Source organism: Paenibacillus sp. FSL K6-0108 (assembly GCF_045040695.1).
Classification (GTDB): Bacteria; Bacillota; Bacilli; order Paenibacillales; family Paenibacillaceae; genus Paenibacillus; species Paenibacillus pabuli_B.
Genome location: NZ_CP150288.1, coordinates 5352005 through 5378403 on the forward strand (window position 1 = coordinate 5352005; position 26399 = coordinate 5378403).

21 protein-coding genes are annotated in these 26399 nt (G+C 47.2%); all 21 read right to left on the reverse strand.

All coding sequences use genetic code 11. From position 1 onward, the window contains the following. Window positions 1-184: 184 nt before the first annotated feature. The gene (sigG, locus tag MHB49_RS24395; protein ID WP_024628410.1) at window positions 185-967 is read right to left on the reverse strand and encodes an RNA polymerase sporulation sigma factor SigG; all 783 of its coding nucleotides are present in this window, start codon (window positions 965-967) and stop codon (window positions 185-187) included. A gap of 111 nt (window positions 968-1078) precedes the next feature. Next, on the reverse strand, window positions 1079-1801 hold the full coding sequence (gene sigE, locus MHB49_RS24400; RefSeq protein WP_017687308.1) for an RNA polymerase sporulation sigma factor SigE: 723 nt from the start codon (window positions 1799-1801) through the stop codon (window positions 1079-1081). A gap of 11 nt (window positions 1802-1812) precedes the next feature. After that, window positions 1813-2793, reverse strand: a complete 981-nt coding sequence (spoIIGA, locus tag MHB49_RS24405; protein ID WP_405157232.1) for a sigma-E processing peptidase SpoIIGA — start codon at window positions 2791-2793, stop codon at window positions 1813-1815. Window positions 2794-3048: 255 nt separating this feature from the next. Next, window positions 3049-4161, reverse strand: coding sequence for a cell division protein FtsZ (ftsZ, locus tag MHB49_RS24410; protein WP_405153310.1), 1113 nt, complete (start codon window positions 4159-4161; stop codon window positions 3049-3051). 151 nt (window positions 4162-4312) lie between these two features. After that, complete coding sequence (gene ftsA, locus MHB49_RS24415) at window positions 4313-5590, reverse strand: cell division protein FtsA (protein WP_247898512.1); 1278 nt, start codon at window positions 5588-5590, stop codon at window positions 4313-4315. A 293-nt stretch (window positions 5591-5883) separates the two neighbouring features. Continuing rightward, window positions 5884-6651, reverse strand: a complete 768-nt coding sequence (locus MHB49_RS24420; RefSeq protein WP_405153311.1) for a cell division protein FtsQ/DivIB — start codon at window positions 6649-6651, stop codon at window positions 5884-5886. A 58-nt stretch (window positions 6652-6709) separates the two neighbouring features. After that, entirely contained in the window at window positions 6710-7993 is a 1284-nt protein-coding gene (gene murA / locus MHB49_RS24425; RefSeq protein ID WP_247898514.1) for a UDP-N-acetylglucosamine 1-carboxyvinyltransferase, read from the reverse strand. Window positions 7994-8010: 17 nt separating this feature from the next. Continuing rightward, complete coding sequence (gene murB, locus MHB49_RS24430) at window positions 8011-8916, reverse strand: UDP-N-acetylmuramate dehydrogenase (protein WP_405153312.1); 906 nt, start codon at window positions 8914-8916, stop codon at window positions 8011-8013. 148 nt (window positions 8917-9064) lie between these two features. Then, window positions 9065-10174, reverse strand: a complete 1110-nt coding sequence (murG, locus tag MHB49_RS24435; RefSeq protein WP_247898516.1) for an undecaprenyldiphospho-muramoylpentapeptide beta-N-acetylglucosaminyltransferase — start codon at window positions 10172-10174, stop codon at window positions 9065-9067. Between the two features lie 7 nt (window positions 10175-10181). Then, a complete protein-coding gene (gene spoVE / locus MHB49_RS24440) occupies window positions 10182-11279 on the reverse strand; it encodes a stage V sporulation protein E (protein ID WP_247898517.1) in 1098 nt (365 codons plus the stop codon). A gap of 48 nt (window positions 11280-11327) precedes the next feature. After that, complete coding sequence (murD, locus tag MHB49_RS24445) at window positions 11328-12749, reverse strand: UDP-N-acetylmuramoyl-L-alanine--D-glutamate ligase (protein WP_405153313.1); 1422 nt, start codon at window positions 12747-12749, stop codon at window positions 11328-11330. Between the two features lie 3 nt (window positions 12750-12752). Beyond that, complete coding sequence (gene mraY / locus MHB49_RS24450) at window positions 12753-13721, reverse strand: phospho-N-acetylmuramoyl-pentapeptide-transferase (RefSeq protein ID WP_247898519.1); 969 nt, start codon at window positions 13719-13721, stop codon at window positions 12753-12755. A gap of 12 nt (window positions 13722-13733) precedes the next feature. Continuing rightward, the gene (gene murF, locus MHB49_RS24455) at window positions 13734-15146 is read right to left on the reverse strand and encodes a UDP-N-acetylmuramoyl-tripeptide--D-alanyl-D-alanine ligase (protein WP_405157233.1); all 1413 of its coding nucleotides are present in this window, start codon (window positions 15144-15146) and stop codon (window positions 13734-13736) included. Beyond that, window positions 15146-16633, reverse strand: coding sequence for a UDP-N-acetylmuramoyl-L-alanyl-D-glutamate--2,6-diaminopimelate ligase (locus tag MHB49_RS24460; RefSeq protein ID WP_405153314.1), 1488 nt, complete (start codon window positions 16631-16633; stop codon window positions 15146-15148). Before MHB49_RS24460 ends, murF begins: the two co-directional genes overlap by 1 nt. 98 nt (window positions 16634-16731) lie before the next feature. Next, entirely contained in the window at window positions 16732-18696 is a 1965-nt protein-coding gene (locus MHB49_RS24465) for a stage V sporulation protein D (RefSeq protein ID WP_405153315.1), read from the reverse strand. Window positions 18697-18789: 93 nt separating this feature from the next. Continuing rightward, the gene (locus tag MHB49_RS24470; RefSeq protein WP_405153316.1) at window positions 18790-21120 is read right to left on the reverse strand and encodes a penicillin-binding transpeptidase domain-containing protein; all 2331 of its coding nucleotides are present in this window, start codon (window positions 21118-21120) and stop codon (window positions 18790-18792) included. A gap of 50 nt (window positions 21121-21170) precedes the next feature. Further along, window positions 21171-21599 carry a hypothetical protein gene (locus MHB49_RS24475; RefSeq protein WP_405153317.1) on the reverse strand — a complete coding sequence of 143 codons (429 nt, stop codon included), beginning with the start codon at window positions 21597-21599 and terminating at the stop codon, window positions 21171-21173. A gap of 27 nt (window positions 21600-21626) precedes the next feature. Continuing rightward, window positions 21627-22577 (reverse strand): 16S rRNA (cytosine(1402)-N(4))-methyltransferase RsmH, encoded by a 951-nt coding sequence (rsmH, locus tag MHB49_RS24480; RefSeq protein ID WP_405153318.1) that lies wholly within the window; start codon window positions 22575-22577, stop codon window positions 21627-21629. Window positions 22578-22595: 18 nt separating this feature from the next. Continuing rightward, a complete protein-coding gene (gene mraZ / locus MHB49_RS24485) occupies window positions 22596-23033 on the reverse strand; it encodes a division/cell wall cluster transcriptional repressor MraZ (RefSeq protein WP_017687291.1) in 438 nt (145 codons plus the stop codon). Window positions 23034-23308: 275 nt separating this feature from the next. Beyond that, the gene (locus MHB49_RS24490; RefSeq protein WP_405153319.1) at window positions 23309-24574 is read right to left on the reverse strand and encodes an adenosylhomocysteinase; all 1266 of its coding nucleotides are present in this window, start codon (window positions 24572-24574) and stop codon (window positions 23309-23311) included. A gap of 48 nt (window positions 24575-24622) precedes the next feature. Then, window positions 24623-26254 (reverse strand): bacillithiol biosynthesis cysteine-adding enzyme BshC, encoded by a 1632-nt coding sequence (bshC, locus tag MHB49_RS24495; protein WP_405153320.1) that lies wholly within the window; start codon window positions 26252-26254, stop codon window positions 24623-24625. Between the last annotated feature and the right edge of the window lie 145 nt (window positions 26255-26399).

A 26399-nucleotide genomic window follows, 5' to 3' on the forward strand; every position in this document is an offset into this window, starting at 1 on the left:
GATTCATCCGCTTCTGCCCGTTCTCCGCTTCTATACAATATATGTTTCATACGCGAAAAATGTCCTCTTTTTCGAAGGAAAGGCTACCGAACAAATCCAAATATCTCTGATATCGAAATTCAAAAAGCAAAAAGACGATCAAAGGAATATCTCTTCCCTTTGATCGCCTTCTGGCTAACCCTTGTTACGACTTCACATGTTTCTGCATTTGTTGTATCGCTGATTTCTCCAGACGGGATACCTGCGCCTGGGAAATGCCAATTTCATCAGCCACTTCCATCTGGGTTTTCCCTTCGAAAAACCGCATCGACAGAATCATTTTCTCCCGTTGACCGAGACGATGCATCGCTTCACGCAGTGCAATTTCCTCAATCCAGGATACATCCTTGTTTTTGTCATCACTGATCTGATCCATTACATAGATCGGATCTCCACCATCATGATAGATCGGTTCGAAGAGCGAAACCGGGTCCTGAATGGCATCCAATGCAAAAACCACATCTTCCTTCGGCACATTCAGCACCTCAGAAATTTCGAATATCGTCGGTTCACGGGAATTTTTATTCGTCAGGCTGTCACGCACCTGAAGTGCTTTATAAGCAATGTCCCGCAATGAGCGAGATACCCGAATTGGGTTATTATCGCGCAGGTATCGACGGATTTCACCGATAATCATCGGCACCGCGTAGGTTGAAAATTTGACATTCTGGGATAAATCAAAATTATCAATGGCTTTCATCAGGCCAATACAGCCAACCTGGAACAGATCATCGACAAACTCTCCCCGATTGTTAAAGCGCTGAATGACACTGAGTACAAGACGCAGGTTGCCATTCACTAATTTCTCTCTTGCTGAGCGATCATGGTGCTGCTGAAGGGAATGAAACAATTCCCGCATTTCTGTGTTGGTGAGGACAGGCAATTTTGCGGTGTCCACGCCACAAATCTCGACTTTGTTTCGGGTCATCGTGATTTACCTCCCAAGGAGAAACATTAATGTACATTATCTCCGGGGCAGGCTTTTTTATTCGCACTTGGAATCCTTGCCATTAATACCCATTATGAAAAATGCTCCTGTTCAGACCATCTTGTTGAACTCCTTGCGAAGTCTTTTAATGATTCTTTTTTCGAGACGAGAGATATAGGATTGGGAGATTCCAAGCAGATCGGCGACATCTTTTTGTGTCTTTTCTTCCCCATCCGTCAAGCCAAAGCGAAGCTCCATAATCATTCGCTCCCGCTCGGTTAATTTTTCCAATGCTTTATGCAAAAGCTTCCGGTCTACCTGTTCTTCGATATTCCGATAGATTGTATCGTTCTCCGTACCGAGTACATCGGATAATAATAGTTCATTTCCATCCCAATCAATATTGAGTGGTTCATCAAAAGAAACTTCTGTACGAATTTTACTGTTACGTCTCAGGTACATCAATATTTCATTCTCGATACAACGGGAAGCATAGGTGGCCAGCTTAATTTTCTTTTCCGGATCAAATGTATTAACGGCTTTAATTAAACCGATCGCACCGATGGAGACCAAATCTTCGATATTGATACCTGTATTTTCGAATTTGCGTGCGATGTAGACCACCAGTCGCAGGTTCCGTTCAATCAGCATGGCACGAATCGCTGAATCCCCTGAAGACAACTTTTGCAACAAAAATTCTTCTTCTTCACGTGTTAATGGGGGCGGTAGCGCCTCACTGCCTCCGATATAATAAATCTCTTCACTTTTCAACCCAAGCAGAAATAATAAACGATAGTACTGCAACTGCGCCACCAGTTTCCATTTTACAAGCATGTACGTTCCTCCTATACCACATTCAGCGGCTTTTCTGTTGCTCCCGCAGAGATAGCCGTAGACTGCGCAGAAGCAGCGTCTTGCACAAGCTCAGGGTGAATCACGGCCTGGTATTTTCCATCGGATGACAGTACGCCCCCGTCCAACCCTATTAGTACCTTAGTCGTCTCATAACACATCTCATCCATCGTTACCTTCACCCGGTCTGGCTTCATTGCCAGCATAAACGCAGTTCCTTTGTTAATGCCTCGATAGGGCACTAGCCTTAAACGATCCTGCCAGTGGAAATCCTCCTGATCGAGCTCCATGATAAGGTTGTCCGGCGCCTCATCCTTCAACCTGCCCTTCCATGCAGCAGGCAGCATTTCTTGCCATAACGATACCTCCATGACCATGACGGGCATACGTGAAAGGGGATCTGTGAGTTGATTTCCTGTATCCAGAAGGCCTGTACAAGAAATAGTCACATCATCAATAAAGACCTCCACTTTACCCAAGTACGTTGTCATTCGGTCTGTTTTTCGTTTCGAGCTCTGCACGGCTTTGAATAGAAAAAGCACGGCAAAAAAAACGACAAACGTGAACCAGAAGGCAATTTTCAGATCAAAAGACATTCCACCTGATGCCGTAAACCAAATGCCGTTGAACAATTCCCCAGAGCTTTGCAGCATGTAATGCACACCCAGAATTCCCCCTGCGGCGACAAAATTGATTACATAGAAGGTGCCTAAGGTTCTCATAAATGCCTGAAGACCCTTAAACCCGAATGCAATACTCAGCATCACCAGAGACAATCCAAACTTGATCAAAAAGGTGAACATAAAATCAAACTCCGGCACAAACATCATAACGACGTACAGCGCACCCACGATCGCGGACAGCAACCATCGCCACCAGACCAGCTTCGTTTTGCGCATCCAGGCTGTCAGTCCGATGAGTGCACCATCAATACACAGGTTCGTCAAAAAAATAAGATCCACATAAACAACCACATTCTTCACCTGCCTGCGCGCAGCATATCGAAATAACGTTATCCCGATATTCATGAGCATATTCACAAGTATAAGGAGCTCACTTTTCAAAGTCTGTCTAATCATGGGGGGATCGTTCCAACTTTTTTTGTCGGAATTACTCAGAGTAGTTGTTCAGAATTTGTTCATAACGATGTGATAGGATAATAAAAAAACAAAAAAAGACCCGGTTGCTCCATCAGGAGCACCGGGTCTTCAATGAAATCTATTATCGTATTAATCGTTGTTATTATTACGTGAACGATTGCGCAAAAATGTCGGAATATCCAGCTGATCATTGCTCGGCTGGTTTCCAAACGGACGAAGGTTCGGCGAACGGTTTTCTGCCGGTTCGCTCGTTGGCGTTGGTTTATGGCTAGGAGGCTGCGATGCTGGCTTGTCCTCAAATCCAGTTGCAATCACCGTAACTTTGATCTCCTCTTTCAGGTTTTCGTCAATAATCGCACCAAAGATCATGTTCACTTCCGGATCTGAAGCCGCAGTGACAATCTCTGCCGCTTCATTGACTTCATACAGGGACAAATTGGTTCCACCCGTAATGTTCATGATTACACCGCGTGCACCTTCAATCGAAGTTTCAAGCAATGGGCTCATGATAGCCTTGCGTGCAGCTTCAGCGGCACGGGTTTCCCCAGTTGCTTCACCGATTCCCATCAGGGCAGATCCACGTTCAGTCATAATCGTTTTGACGTCTGCGAAGTCAAGGTTAATTAGACCAGGAACAGCAATCAGGTCAGAAATACCCTGAACGGCTTGACGGAGAACGTTGTCCACTTGACGGAACGCTTCAAGCATCGGTGTTTTTTTGTCAACAATTTCAAGCAAACGATCGTTTGGAATCACAATCAATGTATCTACTTTTTCCTTGAGAGCTTCAATGCCTTGTACGGCATGTCTGGAACGTTTTGGTCCTTCAAACGTGAATGGTCGGGTCACTACACCCACGGTAAGTGCGCCGCACTCTTTGGCGATCTCAGCAATAACGGGAGCCGCCCCTGTTCCTGTCCCCCCGCCCATTCCGGCAGTTACAAAAACCATGTCGGCACCCTTCAAGGTGTTCATCATCAGATCACGGGATTCTTCTGCTGCTTTTTTACCCACTTCAGGGTTGGCACCAGCACCAAGACCTCGTGTCAACTTATCGCCAATCTGCAATTTATGTTCGGATTTCGCCAAGTGTAATGCCTGGGCATCCGTATTCGCGGTAATGAACTCTACACCTTGCACTCCATTTTCAATCATTCGATTGACAGCATTGCTTCCACCGCCGCCCACACCGATGACCTTTATTTGAGCAAAGCTCTCCATCTCGAAATCAAATTCCAACATATTATTCCATCTCCCCCTCAATGTGCATGGATAGCCCGTCCAATTGGTATTGAACCGAATCAATTTCATATATCGACGAACGAAAGCGTTTATGTTAGTTTACCAGCGCATTCAAACGGCTTCAACAATTGTATGAAATGGATTCAACCTGTTATATAAATTCGCTGAACATATTTTTCAGCCGTTCAAACAGACCTGGTTTTTGCTCCGATTCCTGAGCCGCATTCGGCTTAGGACGGTTGGTCGGTTTTTTGTTGATATTATTGTTGTTTCCACCGCCGCTGTTGGTCGAGGGACGAATACGCAAACTGCGGATTACACTGTGCAAAATGCCGACTCCGCTCGTAAAGCCAGGGTCACGCACACCGATATAATCCGGCACCGCAACTCGTACCGAAGCAGCAAGCTCATGCTGAGCTACCTGCAGAACACCCGGCATAGAGACCGTACCTCCCGTTAGTATATAACCTCCAGGAAGATCATTGTAACCAAGACGTTTCACTTCTTGAGAAATCATCTGGAATATTTCCTGAACCCTCGGTTCGATAATAGCCGCCAGATCCTCTTGAGAGAATTCCTTGTCTACATTGCTGCCGATCCTTGTTACTTTGAACATGACATCCGCAGCAGCATCATCCAGCCATGCGCAGCCATATTTCAGTTTCACCTTTTCGGCTTGATCTGTTAATGTGCGCAGACCATAGGCGATATCATTCGTTACGAATTCCCCGCCGATAGGCAGCGTTGAAGTCGCGACAAGACTGTCTTCTTCAAAGATGGCAATGGTTGTAGCCCCTGCCCCGATATCAACAAGCACAGATCCCATCGTTTTTTCATCCTTGGACAATGCCAGCTGACCTGCTCCAAGTGACATGAGTACCAGATCACTTACTTTCAGACCCGCTTTTTCCACGCAGCGCAAAAGATTATGTATCGCAGTTTTTGCACCTGTAATGATGGTCGCTTCTACTTCAAGACGAACACCAATCATGCCACGTGGGTCCTGTATGCCTTCCAAGCCATCTACAACATACTGCTTGGCTACAACATCAATAATTTCCCGTTCCGGCGGAACCGCAATTACTTCGGCTGCTTTCAACACCCGCTCCATGTCTTCTTCTCCGATTTCACGATCCTCGTTAGACACCGCCACGACGCCGTGACTGCTCATTAGTCCGATATGATTTCCCGAGATTCCAACATATACTTCGGATATTTGAATACCCACCATACGTTCTGCATGATCCACTGCATTGCGGATCGATTGGACCGTCTGATCGATATCTACGATTACACCTTTGCGAATTCCCTCCGAGTCGGCAGATCCAACTCCAATAATATTAAAGGTTCCATTATTCATTTCCCCAATAATAGCGCGAATTTTGGATGTACCGATGTCCAAACTAACAATGATGTCATTGTTGCTCAAGTCTGTGGCACCTCCTGACTCCAAATAGTAAAATACGTTCGGGTTTAAACACTCTTAAAACATATTCAACACACTTTAGGCTTTCCCTCTTTTTTCTACAATTTTTTTGGGTGCCAAGATCTGGTTGCGAGACATAAAACCTTGAAGAAAAAAGAAGGAGGCAACTCAAGTGCCATAAGTTCAAGTGTATCATTTTTTCTTCGTCTCAGAAAGAACAACTTTCACTGGATAAAAGGGGCTAAACCCCGATCCCGCCTGGTTTTGAATACTGCTCAACCGAATAAAGGTGGAAATCAGGGAGTTGCTCCTGGCTCAACATCTTCTTCCGGGTTATCCGGAATGAAAGGAACGTACGTATCAGCTTCCAGCATCGTGATTTTCCCTGGACGTTCGGTCTCAATGACCTGGTTGAGATACTCTACCTTGTCGGACAATAGAGAAACGGTTGTGATCACTTCAAATTGTGACTTGGTATACATCCGAATCTGATCCGGGAATGAAGGTGTGGGATTCGGAATAATCTCTGAAATATCCGTTGTAAGTTCATTCGGGATCTTGGCCAATGTTTCACTCAGCTTGGCCTTGAGCGGGTCATCCGCCTTCCACTGGGTCAAAATCGGTTTCTCAACTGCAACTCCAATGGTGGCTGGAACCGTTAAGCTTGTCCCGCTAGCCAGTATGGCTTTTAGCGTACCGTCCGAACCAAGTTCATACGCAACCGTTGGAAATTCCTGCACCTTGATATGAATAGTACCGGGGAATTGTTTATCCACAGTTACGGTTGATATAGCCTTGATCGTTTTCAGTCGCTCAATCACATCAGCAGAGGTTGTCCCAAAAAACTGTTCGCCCTCCTTCAGACCGCTTTTCTCCAGCAGTTCCGAAGTTGTTGTGTATACATTACCCGTAATCTCAATTGCCGAAATCCGACTCATCGAAGAACGAAAAAAAAGTACAGCAAGTAATACAATAAAAAGAAGTAAGAGAATAAAAACAATTTTACGGCTTGTGTTTCGTTTGGGCCGATTCTTCTTCAGAACCGGAATTTGACTTTTAGGCATAGGTCGCGCTCCACAAAGCCTCCGGCCCCCTTCCCTCAAGAAGGGGACTCAAAGGACGTTAATTGGCAAAATCCAGCTGCTTGGAAACGGGGGACTGTCGCTCAACCGAAGCTCCAAGACTCTGAAAGAGCTTCTCGATACGATCGTACCCTCTATCAATATGGTGCACTTGCTCCACAACCGTTTTTCCTTGGGCAGCAAGGCCAGCAATGACCAGTGCTGCACCTGCACGCAGATCGGTTGCTTCCACTGTAGCCCCGTACAACCGAGGAACACCGCGGATAAATGCTGCATTCATGTCTACCGAAATATCGGCTCCCATGACATTTAGCTCATCCACATGTTTGAACCGACCTTCGAATACCGTTTCCTTCATCACACTGAAACCGTCAGCCAGACTGAGCAGCACCATAATTTGCGACTGCAGGTCTGTTGGAAATGAAGGATACGGAGAAGTCACAATACGGTCTACTGATTTGGGACGGCTCATACAGCTCACCGTCATTATATCATTGCAGACTGTGATTTGAACACCAGTACGCTTCAACACATGTATAAGGGAAGTAAGATGAGCCGGATTACAGTGTGTAAGCGTTACGTTTCCTCTCGTTGCTGCGGCTGCAATCATCACCGTTCCTGCAACAATTCGATCAGGTATAATTTCGTAAGAGCAGGGCCTGAGTTTCTCAACACCATTAATGGTAATCGTATCCGTTCCAGCACCAATAATTCTTGCACCCATCGCATTCAAAAAATGTTGCAAATCCTGTATTTCAGGTTCTCGGGCTGCATTAAATATCGTTGTAGTACCCTCAGCTGTAACGGCAGCCATCATAATATTTTCTGTGGCTCCTACGCTGGGGAAGTCCAGATGAATGTCTGTACCCACCAGCTTGCGCCCGCGGCAGATAATTTGCTGATCCAGCTCTTCAATCGAAGCTCCGAGCGCTTCAAGGCCCCGAAGGTGAAGATCAATTTTACGTTCCCCAATGGCACAGCCACCTGGCTGGTACACGGATACTTGCCCAAACTTAGCCAGCAATGGTCCCATCAAAAAAATGGAAGAACGCATCTGCTTCATGAGATCCTCAGGCACATCATAAGACCGGATAGACGACGTATCTATCGTCACTGTTCCCTGTTCATGCCGACACGTGCATCCAAGTCGTTCCAGGATATACAGCATCACTTCAATGTCCAGCAAGTGTGGAACGTTGTGCAACGTAACTTCTCCGTCTGCCAACAAACTTGCGGCCATAATCGGTAAAGCGGCATTTTTTGCTCCATGGATGCGTATGGATCCTGAGAGGGGTTTCCCGCCTTCAATCACCAATTTGTCCAATGTATCACCTCCGGGGTTTACCGTTCACCCACTACGAAGACTTCCGGTACCAGGTTAATACCGTTTTGAGATGATATAGTGTTCTGAATCTGCTGCATTAGGGTGATGACGTCCTCTGCTGTTGCTTGGCCTGTATTGACAATGAAATTGGCATGCATGGTGGATACCTGTGCCCCTCCCTGAGTCATACCCTTTAGCCCCGCTGCTTCAATCAGTCGGGCAGCATGATCACCGGGCGGGTTTCGGAACACGCTGCCAGCACAAGCCATCTGCAATGGCTGTGTACGGCGTCTGCGGTCTTTATAAGCCGCCATCGATTCCGAAATGACTTTGCGTTCTCCCTGCTGGAGTGCAAACGTTGCCTCCAGCACGATGCCTCTCCGTTCATGCAGAACAGAGTGGCGATAGGCAAATTCCATGTCCTCCTTGCTGTAACGTACCAATTCCCCTGTCTCCAGTACAATCTCAGCGGATTGAAATATCCGTGACACATCCGATCCATGGGCTCCTGCGTTCATATATACGGCTCCGCCGACCGTTCCGGGGATGCCGCTGCCAAATTCCAAACCGGTCCACTCTTTCTTTGCAGCAACAACACTGAGTTTAACAAAGGAATGTGCTGCTCCGGCAGTTACCCCGCCCTCGTGAAACTCGGCATAATCAAAGCCTTCTCCCGGTTTCACGACAACTCCGCGTATTCCCTTGTCAGACACCAGCATGTTTGAACCCCGCCCAAGCTGCATCCATGGGATCTGATGCTCGTGCAGCAATTGAATGAGATTGACCATCTGCTCCTTGTTTTCCGGTATGACCAGCGCATCTGCAGGACCGCCGATCTTCCATGTAGTGTATTTGGCTAGCGGCTCGTTTTCAAGAACGTTGCCGACATTGTTCTGGGATAGTAACGATATCCACTGCTGCATATTAACATCCTCCTTTACTTCAAAACCGATGAGCACGGCAGTTTTCGTTGCTGCAAGCCGTGTTGCGGCACCATGGAACGATTGTCACGATTTATACGGTATCTTATGTCAGTCCCGCCGTGTGTGTGACAATCGCCCAAAATGCACTTTAACGCCCTGCAGCAAGATGCCGAATCTCGCTCACAAGTACCTCGGCTGCATCGGGTTTCCCCAGTTTCCGGGAGGCTTCCGCCATCCTTCTGCGCGCCGCTTCGTCATTCATAATGCCTGCAATCGCTTGATATAACGCCTGGCCTGTCAGATCCTTTTCCAACATCGTAAGCGATGCACCGCCCCCCTCAAGCGTACGAGCATTTGCCTCCTGATGATTATTCGTCACGTTAGGTGACGGAATCAGGATGGATGGAATACCGAGAGAAGTAATCTCGGCAAGGAATGATGCCCCTGCACGATTTACAATCAGCGATGTGCATGCAAGAACCTCAGGCATGTTGTGTACGTAAGGCAGCACATGCAGATGATTTGGCATCGTTCCAAGGGAACTGCGAATCGCTTCACGTGTTTCATCAAAATAAGAATCACCAGTCACGTAAACCACGTGCACATCTTCAAGCTTGGCCAACATTGGTGCCATATCCACCATGGCTTTATTAATTGCTTTCGCGCCACGGCTGCCGCCAACCACAAGAACAACTCGGCTGTCCATGGGTACACCCAGTGTCGCAAAACCACGATCGCGGCTGGCTTGGGCTACCGTTGTAGCCCTTGGATTGCCGGTATACACAACCTTTTTCGCTCCAGAGAATGCTTTCTCAGACCCCTCAAAACTAACAGCGACCGTGTCCACATACCGGGTAAGAAACTTGTTAGTTAACCCCGGAATGGCATTCTGCTCATGAATCACACTCGGAATGCCAAGTTTGGCTGCTGCATATACAACAGGTCCACACACGTAGCCCCCCGTACCGATAACAACATCGGGTTTGAATTCCTTGAGCATTTTCTTGGCTTTGCGTACACCTTGCAGAAATCTCATCACAGTTTTCACGTTGTCAAAAGATAATTTCCGGCGAAAACCAGTAATATCGATTGATTGAAACGGAATATTCTCCTGGGGCACCAGTTTGCTTTCCAGCCCACGGGTACCACCGATATATAAAAATGTCGAGTCGGGATTCTCCGCCTCACATTGCCTTGCTATAGCAACGGCCGGATAGATATGCCCACCGGTACCGCCGCCACTTAGAACGACTCGCATCGTACATTCACCTCGCATAACGGGATAAGTTTAATAATATGCCTAGCGCTGTCAACATCAAGGTCAGAGATGAACCGCCATAACTGATGAGTGGTAGCGTAATTCCTGTAACGGGCATAAGCCCGATCACAACGCCAATGTTGATAATGACCTGCACAGCCACCATACCCACAATACCTACGCCCAGAAGGCTGCCAAAAGCATCTGGTACCGTCATCGCTACGCGCATCCCTCTCCACACCAGCACCAGGAACAGCAATAATACAATCATTCCACCAATGAAGCCAAGCTCTTCTGCCAAAATGGAAAAAATAAAATCCGTTTGCGGCTCAGGCACATAGCTGTATTTTTGTCGGCTCATACCCAGCCCCAAGCCCGCAAGTCCTCCGGGGCCGATCGCATATAAAGATTGAATAATCTGGTATCCGGCACCAAGTGGATCAGACCACGGATCCAAAAAAGCCGTTATTCGCTGCAATCTGTAAGGAGCTGCCGCAATCAACGCGGCAAATCCCGCGACTCCGCCTAGAGCAAGCAGCAAGAGATGCTTCATCCGTGCTCCTGCTGTAAAAATAATGAGCATTGATGCACCCAGCATGACGGTGCCTGTCCCCAAATCAGGCTGAAGCATAATAATACCGAAGGCCAAACCAATCAAACCGAGCGGTGGCAGAAGCCCCGTCATGAACGTTTTAATTTTGCCAGGTTCCTTGCTTAACCAATGAGCAAGAAACAGGATCATGCCCAATTTCATGAATTCTGAAGGCTGTATGCCGAACGAGCCAATGCCCAACCAGCTTCGTGCCCCTCCGCGAACCACTCCAATGCCAGGAATTAGCACCGCAATCAGCATTATAAAACAGGCAATCAGTATGGGCTTTGCATACTTTCTCCAGACCCGGTAGTCCACATTTGCAGTAACGAACATGGCAGCAAGTCCAAGTCCAGCGAACAGCATTTGTCTTTTGACAAAATAAAATGAATCACCGTAGTCATGAAAAGCAAGCACCGAGCCCGCACTGTAAACCATAATAATGCCGATGGCAAGCAATGCCAGAATACAAATTAGGAGCCAGATATCCGGCGCCGGTCGCGTCTGTTTCATCAGGAGGCCACCCCTTGCATGGAAGTAGGGGCTTTTCCACCCCCCTACTTACAAGTTATGCGCCGCCTCTTTAAAAATGCATCCCCGCTCTTCATAGGAAGCAAACATGTCCCAGCTTGCACATGCAGGTGATAACAAGACCACATCCCCCGGAGCTGCAAACTGTGAAGCTTCCTGCACGGCAGCGGTTAACGTCCGGGCAGCGTCCTCCTCATTATCGACGACCTTAATTTGCTTTAATCCCGCCAGTTCCGCGACCTTGGCAATTTTCTCTCGTGTCTCTCCAAGAGCAACCACAGCCTTCACCCGCTCCTGAAACAATGGCAGCAATTCCATCATGTCTGAACCACGATCCAACCCTCCAGCAATGAGCACGACTGGCTCCTTGAAGGAGTTCAGCGCCATTACGGTTGCTTTGGAGTTGGTCGCTTTGGAATTGTTGTAATAGTTAGCTCCATTATGTTCAAGTACATACTCAAGGCGGTGTTCAACCCCCTTGAAGTCAGCCAGAGGCGCAGCAAGTACAGAAGGATCGGCTCCAGCGGACACAGCAATAGCTACTGCTGCCAATGCATTTCCCACATTGAATCGTCCCGGGATTCCGATGTCTTCCACATCAATAACGACGTGATGGTTGCCATGACCGTCTGCATAAATCACCTGGCGCTTCACATCATCCTCTTCCCCATCCACGTATGGTGGATCAGCATACACTCCTGCTTCAAGCTTCTCTGTCAGCGAGAATGGAAGCAGTTTTGCTTTGATATAAGGAACCAGTCCACGGCATACCGGATCATCCCAGTTCAGGATAGCTATATCCTCCGGTTGCTGGTTGGAGAACAATTTGGCTTTGGAAGCTACATAATCATCCATATCCCCATGGTAATCCAAATGAGTCTCTGCCACGTTTAGCAAACTGGCAATGCGCGGACGGAAATCGGATGTTCCTTTCAGCTGGAAACTGCTAAGCTCCACCACCATCCAGTTATCCGCAGAAGCCTGCTCAGCTGCCTCACACAATGGTGTTCCAATATTACCGGCAACGATAGGTTTCAAACCAGCAAGCTCCAACATGTTGCCTACCCACGTTGTAGTGGTCGTTTTCCCATTAGAGCCAGTGATTCCGATCATAGGCGCAGCACATAGATGATATGCTACTTCTACCTCAGTCACCACTTCTATGCCTAAGGCGAGTGCCTGCTGCACAGGAGGTGCCTGATATGGAATGCCCGGGTTTTTGACCACAAGCTTCACATCACTATGAATCAGATCGTCCGGATGTCCTCCGCATACAACAGAAATTCCCAAAGCCTCCAATTCGGATGCTTCGGGACACTGTTCTCTCTCTTTTTTATCATTAACTGTAACGATTGCGCCTGCACGATCCAGCACTTTAGCGACCTGCACGCCGCTTTTGGCCAGTCCAAGCACGACCACTTGTTGCCCACGATATGTTTCAGGATGATTCATTGTTTACAACCCCTTGTTGAGATAAAGTCCAAGAGCGGCCAAAATGGCACCTACCGCCCAAAAAGTAATGACAACTCGCCATTCCGACCAGCCACTCAGTTCAAAGTGATGATGAATCGGGCTCATTTTGAATACACGTTTGCCACGAGTTTTGAATGATACCACTTGAATAATGACGGACAGGATTTCGATGACGAAAATACCGCCAATGATGACAAAAAGAAGTTCTGTCTTCGTCACAATGGCGACAGCACCAATCGCACCACCAATCCCGAGTGAGCCTGTATCTCCCATAAACACTTTGGCCGGGTGTGCGTTATATACCAGGAAGCCAAGTACCGCACCAATCATTGCCGCCGCACATACCGCTGCTGGCATAGATGTTGCCTGCATCGCCACAATGGCAAATGCCCCAAATGCGATGGCGCTCACCCCGGACAGCAAGCCATCCAGACCATCGGTAAAGTTGACTGCATTCGTAATGGCAAGCATCATGAATACCACAAACGGATAGTAGAACCATCCTGTCCAGTCGAAGGAGACCGAGGTACCTGGAATCGATATGGCTGTGCTGTGTCCATTTTGGATCAGCAAGTAACACATCACTGCACTGAAGAACAATTGACCAAGCATCTTCTGTCTAGCCGTCAGCCCCAGTGAACGTTTGAACACAATCTTGATGTAGTCATCCAGGAAACCGATCAGTCCAAAGCCGAGTGTAGCCACAAGCAGAACATAAAAGTCCGTATTTTTGACCGCTGAAAATTTCAAAAAGGCCAATGTAAACGCGAGTAAAATAACCACTCCGCCCATTGTAGGTGTTCCGCTTTTCTTTAGATGGCTCTGAGGCCCATCTTCCCGAACCTGCTGCCCGAACTTCATTCGACGCAGCAATGGGATCAAAAGCGGTGCGGCAATCACCGCCAAAATAAATGAAACACCGATTGTTAACAGTAATACCTGAAAATCCATGGGTTCACCCCTCTAGTCTACTCTATTCTGTAATGGAGCTGTTTTTAGCGCTTCGACCACATCCTCCAGCTTCATGCCACGTGAGGCCTTAAACAAGACAACGTCTCTGGAATGGAGATTCTCCAATAGATAACGAGTCAATTCTTCCTTGCTCTCAAAAGTGTGTACGGCTTCAGCCGGCATGTTCTGTCTTGCCCCTTCTGCGATACTCGCAGATAATGGGCCATAAGCCAGCACCATATTCATTTTGTCGGGGGTAATGTATTCGCCGATTGCCCGATGGAGCTCATGCTCCTGAGGCCCCAGTTCAAGCATATCACCGAGTACAGCTACTTTAATCCGATACCCCTTGAGGCCTTCCAGCACATCCACAGCGGCTTTCATGGAGGTTGGGCTGGCGTTGTAAGCATCATTGAGCATCGTCAAACCGCTGACACCGTTAATAATCTCGATGCGCATGCCGGTTAATTTCAGATGGGACAGACCTGCCACAATCTGTTCAGCAGCTACTCCAAAATGATGGGCAACCGCTAATGCAGCAAGACAGTTGACCACATTATGTGTTCCCAATAATGGCAGTGTAAGAGCACCCTCACCAGACTGCTTGGTTGTAAACGCGACCCCGCTCTGGGCATTCATAATTCCAGTAGGATAATCATCATTATCCGTCTGCAAGCCAAAGGTATACCGCTGAAGTTCTTCAGGCAGCTTAGTCGCTGGCTCTGCCAGAACCTGCTCAATCAACGGTTCGTCGCCGTTGTAGATCAGCAATCCACCTGGTTTCATGCCAGCAGCAATTTCAACTTTTGCCCGAGCAATCTCCAATCGGGATCCCAATTGAAGGAGATGAGATTCACCTATATTTGTGATGATCGCGACATCAGGTTGGGCGATTAAAGACAATTCCTCAATCTCCCCTCGGCCGCTCATACCCATCTCCAGAATTACGATCTCAGTATCATGTTCCATACTAAGTACGGTAAGCGGCAAACCGATATGGTTATTGAAGTTGCCTTGGGTCTTATGCACTTTGAACGTGGTAGACAGAATGGCATCCACAATGTCCTTTGTTGTTGTTTTTCCATTGCTGCCTGTAATGCCTACAACGGAGGCCTTACTTTCTCTTAAATAGGAGGATGCAAGCTCCTGCAATGCAACCAGGGTATCCTCCACAATAATCATAGCACCTTGAGGTGCATCTCCATGATCCTTTTGCCATAATGCCCCGGCAGCGCCCTTCTCTACACAGGTTTGCACAAATTCATGTCCGTCAAACCTTTCGCCCACAAGCGGGATAAAGAGACTGCCTTGAACAGGCTTACGCGAATCTGTAAATACACCTTCTACACCAACATCACCATAAGCAGCAACGTCAGTTAGTGTTCCTCCACACATCTCGGCCAATTGTGCCAATGTTCTTTTTATCAATTGGATTTGCCCCTTATCGCTTCTTTCGCTATGATCCGATCGTCAAAGTCCGTCTTGGTTGTACCGATAATTTGATAGGTCTCATGGCCCTTACCCGCAATCAATACTACATCGGCAGGGCTTGCCATTTCAATAGCTTCATGAATCGCCTGGCGCCGATCCACAATCATCGTATAACGGTCAGGTTGAATGGCATCTTCAATCAAGCCTTGTTCAATATCCTTCAAAATCAGATCGGGATCTTCTGTCCGCGGATTATCGGAAGTAACAAATACGATATCGCTATACTTCGCTGCAATTTTGCCCATTAGAGGCCGCTTGGTGCGATCTCGGTCGCCACCACATCCAAATACGCAGATCACACGTCCTTCAGCAAATTCTTTCACCGTCCGCAATACGTTCTCCAGGCCATCTGGGGTATGAGCATAGTCAACAATGACAGCAAACGACTGCCCTTCATCAACAGCCTCAACACGTCCATCTACGCCGGGTACCGTCTCCAAGCTGCGTTTGATCTCCTCCAGCGGAATGTCTTCAACCAGAGCAGCAGCTATGGCAGCCATTGCGTTGTACACATTGAATTTGCCTACCATGCGTAAACGAATATCGGTGCTGCCTCTGAATGTATCTACATGAAAAGAAGTACCTTGTGAGGTAATTGAAATTTGGGATGCACGTACATCCGCATTTTCCTCCATGCCGTATGTAATTACTTCAGCTGCAGTTACAGATATAAAATAAGCTGCAGCGGGATCATCTGCGTTGATCACTGCATATTTGCGCTTGGAAGCATCTGCGGTATATCCGTTACCCAACCGTGCAAAGAACAGGCCTTTGGCTCCGCGATATTCCTCCATGGAATGATGATAGTCCAGATGATCCTGCGTCAAATTGGTAAATACAGCCGTACGGAATTCCGTCCCTTTCACCCGACCTTGCTCCAATGCGTGGGAGGAAACTTCCATAACACAACAGTCTGTGCCCGCTTGGACCATATCATTTAGACTGCGCTGCAGGTCAAGTGCTTCCGGTGTAGTACCTGACATTGGGTACGTTCTCCCGTCATAACGCATTTGAATGGTTCCGATTAATCCTGTTTTTTGACCGAAGTCACTCATGATTTTTTCAATTAAATAGGTAGTCGTTGTTTTCCCGTTGGTTCCCGTTACACCAATCATATTCATCTTGCGGCTTGGTGAGTCAAAAAAGGTATCCGCCAGTACAGCCATGGCGAAACGGCTGTCTTTTACCAGCAGCTGCGGAACAGGCAGATCCAGTTCTCGTTCCACAACCAGTGCGACAGCTCCAGCATTTACGGCCTTCTCAGCATAATCATGCCCGTCAACCGTATGTCCTGGAAGACAGATAAACAGATCTCCCGGTTGTACCTGGCGAGAATCTGTCTGTAGGTTTTGACATTCTGTATTTGGTTCGCCAATGACACGGGCGGTAGTCAGCATTGATAAAAGTTGTTTTAAAAGCACATGAATAACCTCACTTTTTCTTCGTTAATATCGTCAACACAGCCAATTAATGAAACGCAACTCAGTGCATTTTGTTGCGGTAGGGTTCAAGAGCCCCATCAGGGCTCTTGTCCTTCCTCCTTGCTATGATCATGAACATCATTCAGAACATCGCTCATATAAATGCGAATGGTAGATCCCTGTTCAACCCTTGCTCCTGGCTTTGGAGCCTGGTTAATAACATATTTTCCACTGCCGGATTTGGCGAGCATAAAATTCATATTCAGGTCCTCATACAAGTCTTCGACTGTAGCTCCTGTCAGATCGGGGACCGTCACAATTTTGGTTTCTCCATACTTGTATTCTTTGGCTACTTGATCCTTACGAACCGGAACATTCATATAATGCAACGCATCCTCAAGAATATTCTGTACAATCGGAGCCGCAACTACGCCGCCGAACTGAATCCCTTTCGGGTTATCCACCGCAGTATACACAACAATCTGCGGATCATCTGCTGGAGCAAAACCGATAAAGGATACAATATGCTCGGTAGAGGAATAACGTCCATTGATTACCTTCTGGGCTGTACCCGTTTTGCCGCCAACCCGGTATCCATCAATAAACGCTGGACGTCCCGTCCCCTTGGCAACGACACTCTCCAATGCTTCACGAACTTGCTTGGACGTATCTTCCGAGATGACTTGACGAACCAGTTCCGGCTTGGCCTCTTCCATCACTTCACCCGTTTCCGGATGAACCCACGCCTTCGTCACATAAGGCTTGTATAGTTTACCACCATTAATGGCTGCTGACACAGCCGCTACCTGCTGAATTGGTGTAACGGAGACCCCTTGACCAAAAGCAGTGGTCGCAAGCTCCACCGGTCCGACCCGTGACAGTTTAAACAGAATCCCGCTGGCCTCACCACTCAGATCAATGCCTGTTTTGGTGCCGAATCCAAAGTCTTTAATATAGGAGAATAACGATTCTTTGCCCAGTCTCTGACCAAGTGCAACAAATCCAGGGTTGCAGGAGTTCTCCACGACCTGGAGGAAGGTCTGGCTTCCATGGCCACCCTTTTTCCAGCAGCGCAGGCGAGCGCCTCCAACTTCAACAAATCCGGGATCATAGAACTGATCCTGCGTTAGATTCACTTTTTTCTCTTCAAGTGCTGCTGCAAGCGTAATAATTTTAAACGTTGAACCTGGTTCGTACGTCATCCAGATCGGTAAGTTCCGGTTGTATACTTCGGCCGGATATTGCTGATAATCCGCTGGTTCATACCCCGGTCTACTGGCCATGCCAAGGATTTCACCCGTCTTAGGGTTCATTGCAATGGCAAGCGCCGAATTAGCCTGGAACTTGACCATGGCCTGATCAAGCTCTCTTTCCATTATGGACTGAATCGATTTATCAATAGTCAGCTTCAGGTTCAGCCCATCCTTTGGTTCCACATACTTCTCAGATGAGCCCGGCATAAGCCTTCCGGCCGCATCGGACAAGTAGGACACACTCCCGTTCATACCGTTCAGCTTGTCATCATATTTTTTCTCTACACCTGTTAGACCCTGATTATCAATGCCTGTAAATCCAAGAATATGAGCTGCTAGATCGTCATAAGGATAGAAACGTTTATTATCCTCGGCAACAACGATACCCGGAAGCTTCAAATCACGGATGTGCTGAGCCTTCTCCATCGTAATTTTGCGGCCACCGGGTTGTAGTCGGACGATTAATTCTCTCTTTTTGATGGTTGCCAGCACTTTTTCTTCGGTCATTCCCAGCAAAGGGGCCAGCGCTTTTGCCGTTGTCTCCGCTTCCTTCACCTGGGCAGGAATCGCCATAATGGTTGGTGTAGTAATATTGTAGGCGAGAGAGGTTCCATTTCGATCCAGGATCTCTCCCCGTTTGGCTGAATAAGGAATATTCCGCCGCCACGACTCTTCCGCTTTTGCGGATAGTTCCGGTCCTTTTCCTAACTGTACATAAGCAAGCCTGATCACCAAGGCTGAGAATAACAGAACTAAAATCACTAAACTCCATAACAGCCTGCGCCGCAGATTAACGCTTGATCCCTTCACGAAAAGATCCCCCCACTCGTCCCAAAATCATGATTGTGTTCCATTCATGAATATTCAGGACAACCGGGGGTTAGAACAAGCTGTCTGTGATCTCTATGGAAGCGAGGCCTCGTCCGATGAGTTATCAGACGATTTTGTTTCATTTGAAGGTGGATTTGTAGTATCCGTTTTATCCGTTTCTTCGATGTTCCTCGATCCATCAGCTGTTCCCTGATTGTTAGTCTCGTCTCCTAATGCTGAATCAGAAGACTCGGGAGCTTCATCTGCGATACCGGTAACTGCCGCTTTGGCCGTCTGTAGAACAAGCTCAACCGTTCTCTGTTCGCCTGACACCTGCTCCGTCTGCTTCACGACATATCCTTCACCTTTAACGGTCACGCCCACCTTCATAAGGGAGAGCACTTCAAGTGCATCCCGAAGAGATTCGCCAGTTAGATCAGGAATCTTCATTTTGCTGCTCTCTTCGGTCAACAGGTAGATTCGTTGACCCGGATTCATGGCAGCACCCGCCACAGGATATTGGCGAATGACATTTTCACCCTGACCAAGCGTCTCATAGGCAATCCCTGCGTTCAAAAGTTGGCTTCTAGCCTGCTTGGCTGTTTTACCTGACAGATCAGGAGCTTTAGCTTGAACGACCGGGGTTGTTTTTGACTTTTTGTCAGTGGTCTTCACTGTATCTTTCGGGACTCCCATATACTGGAGAGCTTGGCTCACAATCTTCTTGAATACCGGAGCAGCTGCAGTTCCGCCTCCGATGTTAGCACCGCTCGGTTGGTCAATAAGAACCAACATCGCAATTTTGGGATTGTTTACAGGAGCGAATCCAATAAAGGAAACGACGTCCTTGGATTTACTATATTCCTTACCGTCCCATTTTCTCGCTGTACCTGTTTTACCAGCTACTCGATATCCTTCGATATAGGCATTGCGTCCGGTACCAATCGTCTGATCCGCTACGACCTGTTCCAGATACCCGCTCACCAGTTTAGAAGATTCCTTGGAAATAACTTGACGAACGACCTTCGACTTGATTACTTCTGATGTACCGTCATTCGGGTTAATAATTTCCTTTACCAGATGCGGTTCCATAAGTTTTCCGCCGTTGGCAATGGCTGAAATGGCTGCTACCTGCTGGATTGGCGTTACCTGTACAAGACCATGACCATAGGCTGCTGTGGCAATTTCCGATTTATAAACCAGCGGCTTGATTGGTGAAGCCGATTCACTCGGCAGATCAATGCCTGTCTTTTTACCAAAACCGAACAGGTCTATGTAATGACGCAAACGTTCACCGCCAAGCATATTATAGCCCAGATTAACAAACGCAATGTTACTTGAACGTTTGACACCTTCCAAATAGGAAATCCGGCCATAGGCATGACCGTTATCGCTGATCGGATAGCCACCAATATAGATCCTCTTGGATTCAAACGTAGCATTCGGATCAAACAGCTTCTCTTCAACCGCACCCGCCAAAGTTACAATTTTAAAAGTAGAACCTGGTTCATAGATGGATTGTATCGCATGGTTGACAAAATTTTTCTGATCCGGCGTTTCCGCATACGTATTAGGATTAAAGGTCGGCCAATTGGCCATTCCTAAGATTTCCATTGTGTTGGGATCTGCTGCAATGACAGTCATGCTCAATGGATTGTACTGGGCTACCGCTTCTTTCATTGCATCTTCGATGTAGTACTGAATGGTATCATCAATCGTCAGCTTTAAGTTACTTCCATTCTGTGGTGGAAGGTAGTTGTCCTGGGAATCAGGCAGCTTGTACCCTTTGGCATCCTTCTGATAGTTCAGATAACCATCCGTTCCTGTAAGCTGTTCGTCATAGGAGACTTCAAGTCCGTTAACCGCCTTGCCATCACGGCTCATGTATCCAAGCAGATGAGAGGCGAGTGTTTCTTCCGGATAATATCGCTTCGACTCCTGTGTCAGGACAATTGCGTTTTGACCCTTATAGTCATCTTTCAGTTCTTTGCGAAACTCTTCTACTTTATCAGCCAAATCAGGATTAATTTTATACCCTTCACTTCGTATTTCACGTTGTTGATAGAATGTCCCATCTTTCTTTTTGGCTGTTACAAGTGCGCGCATTTCGCTCTCATTTTTACCCAACAATCCGGATAATTTGTCAATAACCACATCTTCAATCCCAAGTTGATTAATCATCTCCGGATTTACAGATACCGTGTAAGCAGGCGCATCCGTCGCCAAAATGTTACCATTACGGTCTGTGATTGTCCCACGACTCGCCTTGATGGTTTGTTCGCGTTCAACCAACCCAGCTGCTCTTTCCTGCCAAATGCCCCCATTAACAACCTGAATAAAAAAGATGCGGGTTATTAATACAAGAAAAAAGAGGGTAATACATCCCCCTATAAGCAGCGTGCGCATCTTTATTCTTTTTACCATCGGTACACCTCTTTTGCTTCAGCACTTTGTAAGGATTGATACAAAATGTTCTACTTATTTGCTGTATCCGAGGATGATTCAGTACCTGTCGAGTTTGTTGTACTTGTTGAGCGAGGTACAAAAATGACATCCTTGCCGGAAGCCTCAACGTAACCAAGTTTGCGAGCATTCTCGATGACCAGATTGTTCAATTTTTCTTTTTCCACTTGCAGATCTGCAATAGTTTTCTCAGCTTTTCTCACGTCAGACAATGTTGTCTGTGCCTGCTTATTCAGATCATAGATGTGAGCGTAACGCGACATCATTACACCACCCACAACAATAACTGCAACCAGAGTCATCAAATACAAAAATTTCTCGCGTGCCGGAAGACCGGTACGACGGGTCACCACTTTGGTAGTTTCCTTGTACCGCTGCTGGGTCACACGTTCTTGGGACGCTTTTTCTTTCACTGCCAGATTACCACGTGTATATGCCATACTCCGACTCTCTCCTCTGTTCTTGATTTACAGTTTCTCCGCTACGCGCAGCTTCGCTGAACGAGCACGGGAGTTCTCGGCCAGTTCCGTTTCCGTTGGAATCAGCGGCTTTCTGTTCACTAAACGCATGACACCCTTACCGCCGCAAACACACAACGGGAAATCGGGAGGGCATGTACATTTCTCCAGATAACTGCTAAAAATCTGTTTGCATATCCGGTCCTCAAGTGAGTGAAAAGTAATAACAGATACACGTCCGCCAGGTGCCAAGCACCGAACGGCCTGATGTAACGCTTCTTCGAACGCGCCGAGCTCATCATTAACCGCAATTCGCAATGCCTGGAAGCTGCGCTTCGCAGGATGTCCTCCGGTTCGACGAGCTGCTGCCGGAATACCTTCTTTGATTAATTCTACCAATTCACCAGTAGTCTCAATCGTGGATTGCTTCCGCTTTTCAACAATGACACGAGCAATTCTTCTGGAGAATTTCTCTTCACCATAGCGATACAAAATGTTGGCAATCTCCTCTTCCGGCCATTCATTAACGATTTCTTTGGCGGTAAGGGATGCATCCTGATCCATACGCATATCCAACGGAGCATCGTGATTGTAACTAAATCCACGTTCCCCTTCGTCGAATTGCGGTGATGATACGCCCAAGTCATACAAGATACCATCTACCTGCGGCACGCCATCTTTCGTTGGTACATTCAGTTCTTTCAGTACCTGTTCCAGATCACGGAAATTGGTTTTGACCAATGTAATCCGCTCTCCATACGGAGCCAATTTTTCACGCGCGTTATCCAATGCCCAATCATCCTGATCCAGTGCGATCAGACGTCCCCCTGGACCGAGCTTGGATGCAATCACGGAGCTATGTCCGCCACCGCCTAAAGTGCAGTCCACGTATATACCGTCCTGCTTGATGTTTAAACCCTCTGTTGCCTCTTCTTTGAGTACGGTTATGTGGTGAAACAACCTGCACCCCTCCTGACTTTATAGATCAAAATTAAAATCGACCAGCTTTTCGGCAATGTCGTTGAATGCTTCTTCGGATTGATTGAAATAACTCTCCCATATGCCTTTGCTCCAAATCTCCACCCGGTTCGACACGCCAAGAACAACACAATCCTTGTCCAGCTTGGCATACTCTCTAAGATTGCCCGGCAAATTTACCCTACCCTGTTTGTCCAATTCACATTCGGTGGCACCCGAGAAAAAAAAACGGGTAAACGCACGTGCATCAGATTTCATCAATGGCAGTGCTTTGAGCTTCTGTTCCATGACCCCCCACTCCTCCATGGGGTACACGAAAAGACACTGGTCCAAACCCCGTGTGACAACGAAAGACGGTCCCAGAGATTCGCGGAATTTAGCCGGAATAATAACCCGACCCTTATCATCAATGCTATGTTGGAACTCCCCCATAAACATTGGCCCACTCACTCCTCACCCGTTTCTCCCACTTTGCCCCACTTTCCACCACCTAAGCATAATAGATTCGCACAAAAAAATCAAAACCCTTCTTGCTGGCTTTACTTTTTTTCATTTCGCAACCGCAAAAAAACGCCTCTGATCCTGTCACTCAGGATCAAAGACGTTTCCCGTTTACGGGCAATCGTACGTGCACCCGCGTATGAGCCATATCATTAATAAACCATTTTAAACCCTTTGAAGCACTTAATCAGCTTGTAATTAATGGATGCCTTTTAGAATTTCCAGCTGTCCAGATATTTTTCCTGTTCTGCTGACAGGGAATCGATCGCAATATTCAGACTTTCCAGTTTGTAACTGGCAACCTGCTGATCAATGTCATAAGGTACATTAACAACGGTTTTACCCAGTTCTGCATAGTTCTCGCTCACATAACGCAGACCCAGCGCTTGCAATGCAAACGTCGTATCCATAATCTCGGCAGGATGTCCATCGGCCGCACCCAGGTTTACCAGACGTCCTTCAGCCAACAAATACATCTTACGGCCATCTTTGAAACGATATTCTTCAATGTTGCGACGTACGGTGCGAATCGAATCGGAACGTTTAGCAAGTTCCGGTTTGTTCACTTCCACGTCAAAGTGACCTGCATTACTCAGAATTGCTCCATCCTTCATCACGTCATAATGTTCTCCAGTGATCACGTCTTTATTGCCGGTAACTGCAATGAAGAAATCTCCCAATTTTGCCGCTTCCACCATCGTCATGACACGGAACCCGTCCATATGTGCTTCTACGGCTTTAATAGGATCAATTTCAGTTACGATAACGTTTGCTCCGAGCCCTTTGGCACGCATCGCTACACCTTTACCACACCATCCATAACCTGCTACAACTACGTTTTTTCCTGCTACGACCAGATTCGTGGTACGGATGATACCATCAAATGCAGACTGACCTGTACCGTAACGGTTATCAAACAGATATTTGCAATAAGCGTCATTGACTGCAACCATTGGGAATCTCAATTGGCCTTCTTTCGCCAAAGCTTTCAGACGAATGATACCCGTTGTCGTTTCCTCTGCTCCCCCACGAATTGTGGCAGCAAGATCTGGACGTTCAGATGCGATAATGGTCGCAAAGTCTCCACCATCATCAATAATCAGATCAGGTTTTACTTCAAGTGCACGGAGTTGCAGTTCTTTGAACTCTACAGGGTCAGGATTATGTTTGGCATACACCGTAACGCCGTCTTCCACCAAAGCAGCACAAACATCATCCTGTGTTGACAATGGGTTGCTGTGTGTAATCGTCACTTCTGCACCACCAGCTTGAATGACTTTTGCCAGATAAGCCGTTTTAGCCTCAAGATGAAGGCAGATGGCTACTTTCAAACCTTTAAACGGCAGATCCTTTTCAAATTGGCGACGAATGCGGTTCAATACCGGCATATGCGCTTCTACCCAATCAATTTTCAGGTGTCCTTCCGAAGCAAGTTTCATATCCTTAACGATACTATTTTGCAATGCAGGGGTAGTCATCCCTCATCCTCCTCGATTTATCTATTTCTTCTATTATATAAGAGGTCACTACAATGTAATCACTTGGTGTTGTCCACGGAATTCGCTCTGACTTTCAATCAGTTGCCCAATCCACTCGGTTCCATAACGATTCAGGTAAAAGAGTGCATTATGTACTCGTTCCTGCGGTTTGTTCATGGGAAAGAGTGAGTTTTGCATCCCGTTCCAGTGCCTTAGGCTCACATTGTGTTTATCTTTGATGGCTTTGTGGGTCTGTTGTTGTAGATACTGCATCTGTTCACTGATCTTGCCCAGATTGGTATTTCCAATTCGGTCCAGGCCAGGATGGATCTCTGTGATCTGTTCAAGCAATGGACGATATAAATCGGCAAACGCTTGCTGAACTCGCTCAAACTGTTCATCAACCTGGAAAGTCTCCTGCTGTGCCAGCCATTGTTCCTTCTTCTCTTCCATATGATACTGAACATCCTGGAAAGAAAGGCCATACTGCTTCATATGTTTGTGATGAACATCCTCCATTATGGTAAAGGAAAGACGTGGAAGCAAGATCGGCATCTGCAGCCCGAACCGGTTAAACGCTTCACGCGTTAATCCCCAATACGCAATCTCGCCTTGACCCAAGATAACAGCAGCTACAGGTAATATAGAATCTTGCATTAATGGCCGGGTCAATACATTGTTGCTAAACCGCTCGGGATGTTCAGCTAATTCCTGAAGCAATCTCTCTTCTGTAAATGAAACCAGACCTTTACGATCGCTGTACAAGCCGTCTTTCAACATCAGAAGCAGCCGCGCCCCTTCATGTATGTAAAACAGATTGGCCCCATCTTCCGCGACTTCAGCAGGCATGGCATATCCGGCTTGTTCCAATGCGGAAGCACCTTGTACATATGCTTGGCGTAGTGTCCCATTTTCACGAATTAGGCGTTCAAATATAGGCTGTTCAAGCCTGCGCAAATCTGGATCTGCAGCATCCAGCAGAATAAGTCCACTTTTGCCAAACAACGCTGAGATTAACCGTGCAAACGCATCACTCAGGTTCGAACTCGACTGATGGATCTCCATAACCAGCTTCATTAAACCTGGTTTGTGAACCGTATCTGGTAACAGATGCTCCACCTGCTCCAACACGGACATCCATTGTTCCGTTTCCACATGGACATTACTCACGGAATCCCTGCCTGCAAACCGTCCTTGTAACTTGATCTTCGTCATGTCACCGCTGGCGTCAGGCAAGTATGTGTGGTTAACTTCATCCCAGTCATGGTCTTCTCCTGCAATCCAAAAAACGGGAACGACAGGCCGCTGTAGCCTGTTCTCCGCTTCTCGCGCAGCTGCAACAACACTTGCTGCTTTGTAAATAACAAACAACGGACCTGTAAGCAGGCCGCTTTGCTGCCCTCCCGTAACAACCAACGCATCTTGTTCCGCGAGACGTGTGATGGATTCATGAACTGCGCCATGATCGTTCACACGTTTATTATATATGCGTAGATACTCTGCCAGACGTTGACGAGGAATACGTGTGTTCTCCGATTGGTCCAGCCACTCGGCACGCGTATGAAGCCCCGATTCCCAGCGAATGTCATACTCGTAAAGGCCACGCGCAGCATCCCTTGAACAGACATAGTCTTCTGCAAGTCGCGTTCCGCTGCGGAGTGCCTCGGTAATACCTTTCATGAGGTCTGCCTCCTATTCTGCTTCAAAGAGCCTTTCTTGATTGTACCGAATGAGTGCCCTCTTCGTCAAAAGAAAGTGCATCAAAAAATAAAAAACCGCCGAACAACGGCGGCGGTTTGATATTCATGGATAAGTCCAAATGAAA

Excerpts from the sequence above, each read along its gene's own strand:
- sigE (WP_017687308.1), bottom strand. The coding sequence starts at position 1,801 with ATGCTTGTAAAATGGAAACTGGTGGCGCAGTTGCAGTACTATCGTTTA.
- bshC (WP_405153320.1), bottom strand. The coding sequence starts at position 26,254 with ATGAAAGGTATTACCGAGGCACTCCGCAGCGGAACGCGACTTGCAGAA.
- sigG (WP_024628410.1), bottom strand. The coding sequence starts at position 967 with ATGACCCGAAACAAAGTCGAGATTTGTGGCGTGGACACCGCAAAATTG.
- MHB49_RS24470 (WP_405153316.1), bottom strand. The coding sequence starts at position 21,120 with ATGGTAAAAAGAATAAAGATGCGCACGCTGCTTATAGGGGGATGTATT.
- murD (WP_405153313.1), bottom strand. The coding sequence starts at position 12,749 with ATGAATCATCCTGAAACATATCGTGGGCAACAAGTGGTCGTGCTTGGA.
- spoVE (WP_247898517.1), bottom strand. The coding sequence starts at position 11,279 with ATGAAACAGACGCGACCGGCGCCGGATATCTGGCTCCTAATTTGTATT.
- MHB49_RS24490 (WP_405153319.1), bottom strand. The coding sequence starts at position 24,574 with ATGACTACCCCTGCATTGCAAAATAGTATCGTTAAGGATATGAAACTT.
- MHB49_RS24475 (WP_405153317.1), bottom strand. The coding sequence starts at position 21,599 with ATGGCATATACACGTGGTAATCTGGCAGTGAAAGAAAAAGCGTCCCAA.
- murG (WP_247898516.1), bottom strand. The coding sequence starts at position 10,174 with ATGCGAGTCGTTCTAAGTGGCGGCGGTACCGGTGGGCATATCTATCCG.
- ftsZ (WP_405153310.1), bottom strand. The coding sequence starts at position 4,161 with ATGTTGGAATTTGATTTCGAGATGGAGAGCTTTGCTCAAATAAAGGTC.
- MHB49_RS24420 (WP_405153311.1), bottom strand. The coding sequence starts at position 6,651 with ATGCCTAAAAGTCAAATTCCGGTTCTGAAGAAGAATCGGCCCAAACGA.
- mraY (WP_247898519.1), bottom strand. The coding sequence starts at position 13,721 with ATGGATTTTCAGGTATTACTGTTAACAATCGGTGTTTCATTTATTTTG.
- mraZ (WP_017687291.1), bottom strand. The coding sequence starts at position 23,033 with ATGTTTATGGGGGAGTTCCAACATAGCATTGATGATAAGGGTCGGGTT.
- murB (WP_405153312.1), bottom strand. The coding sequence starts at position 8,916 with ATGCAGCAGTGGATATCGTTACTATCCCAGAACAATGTCGGCAACGTT.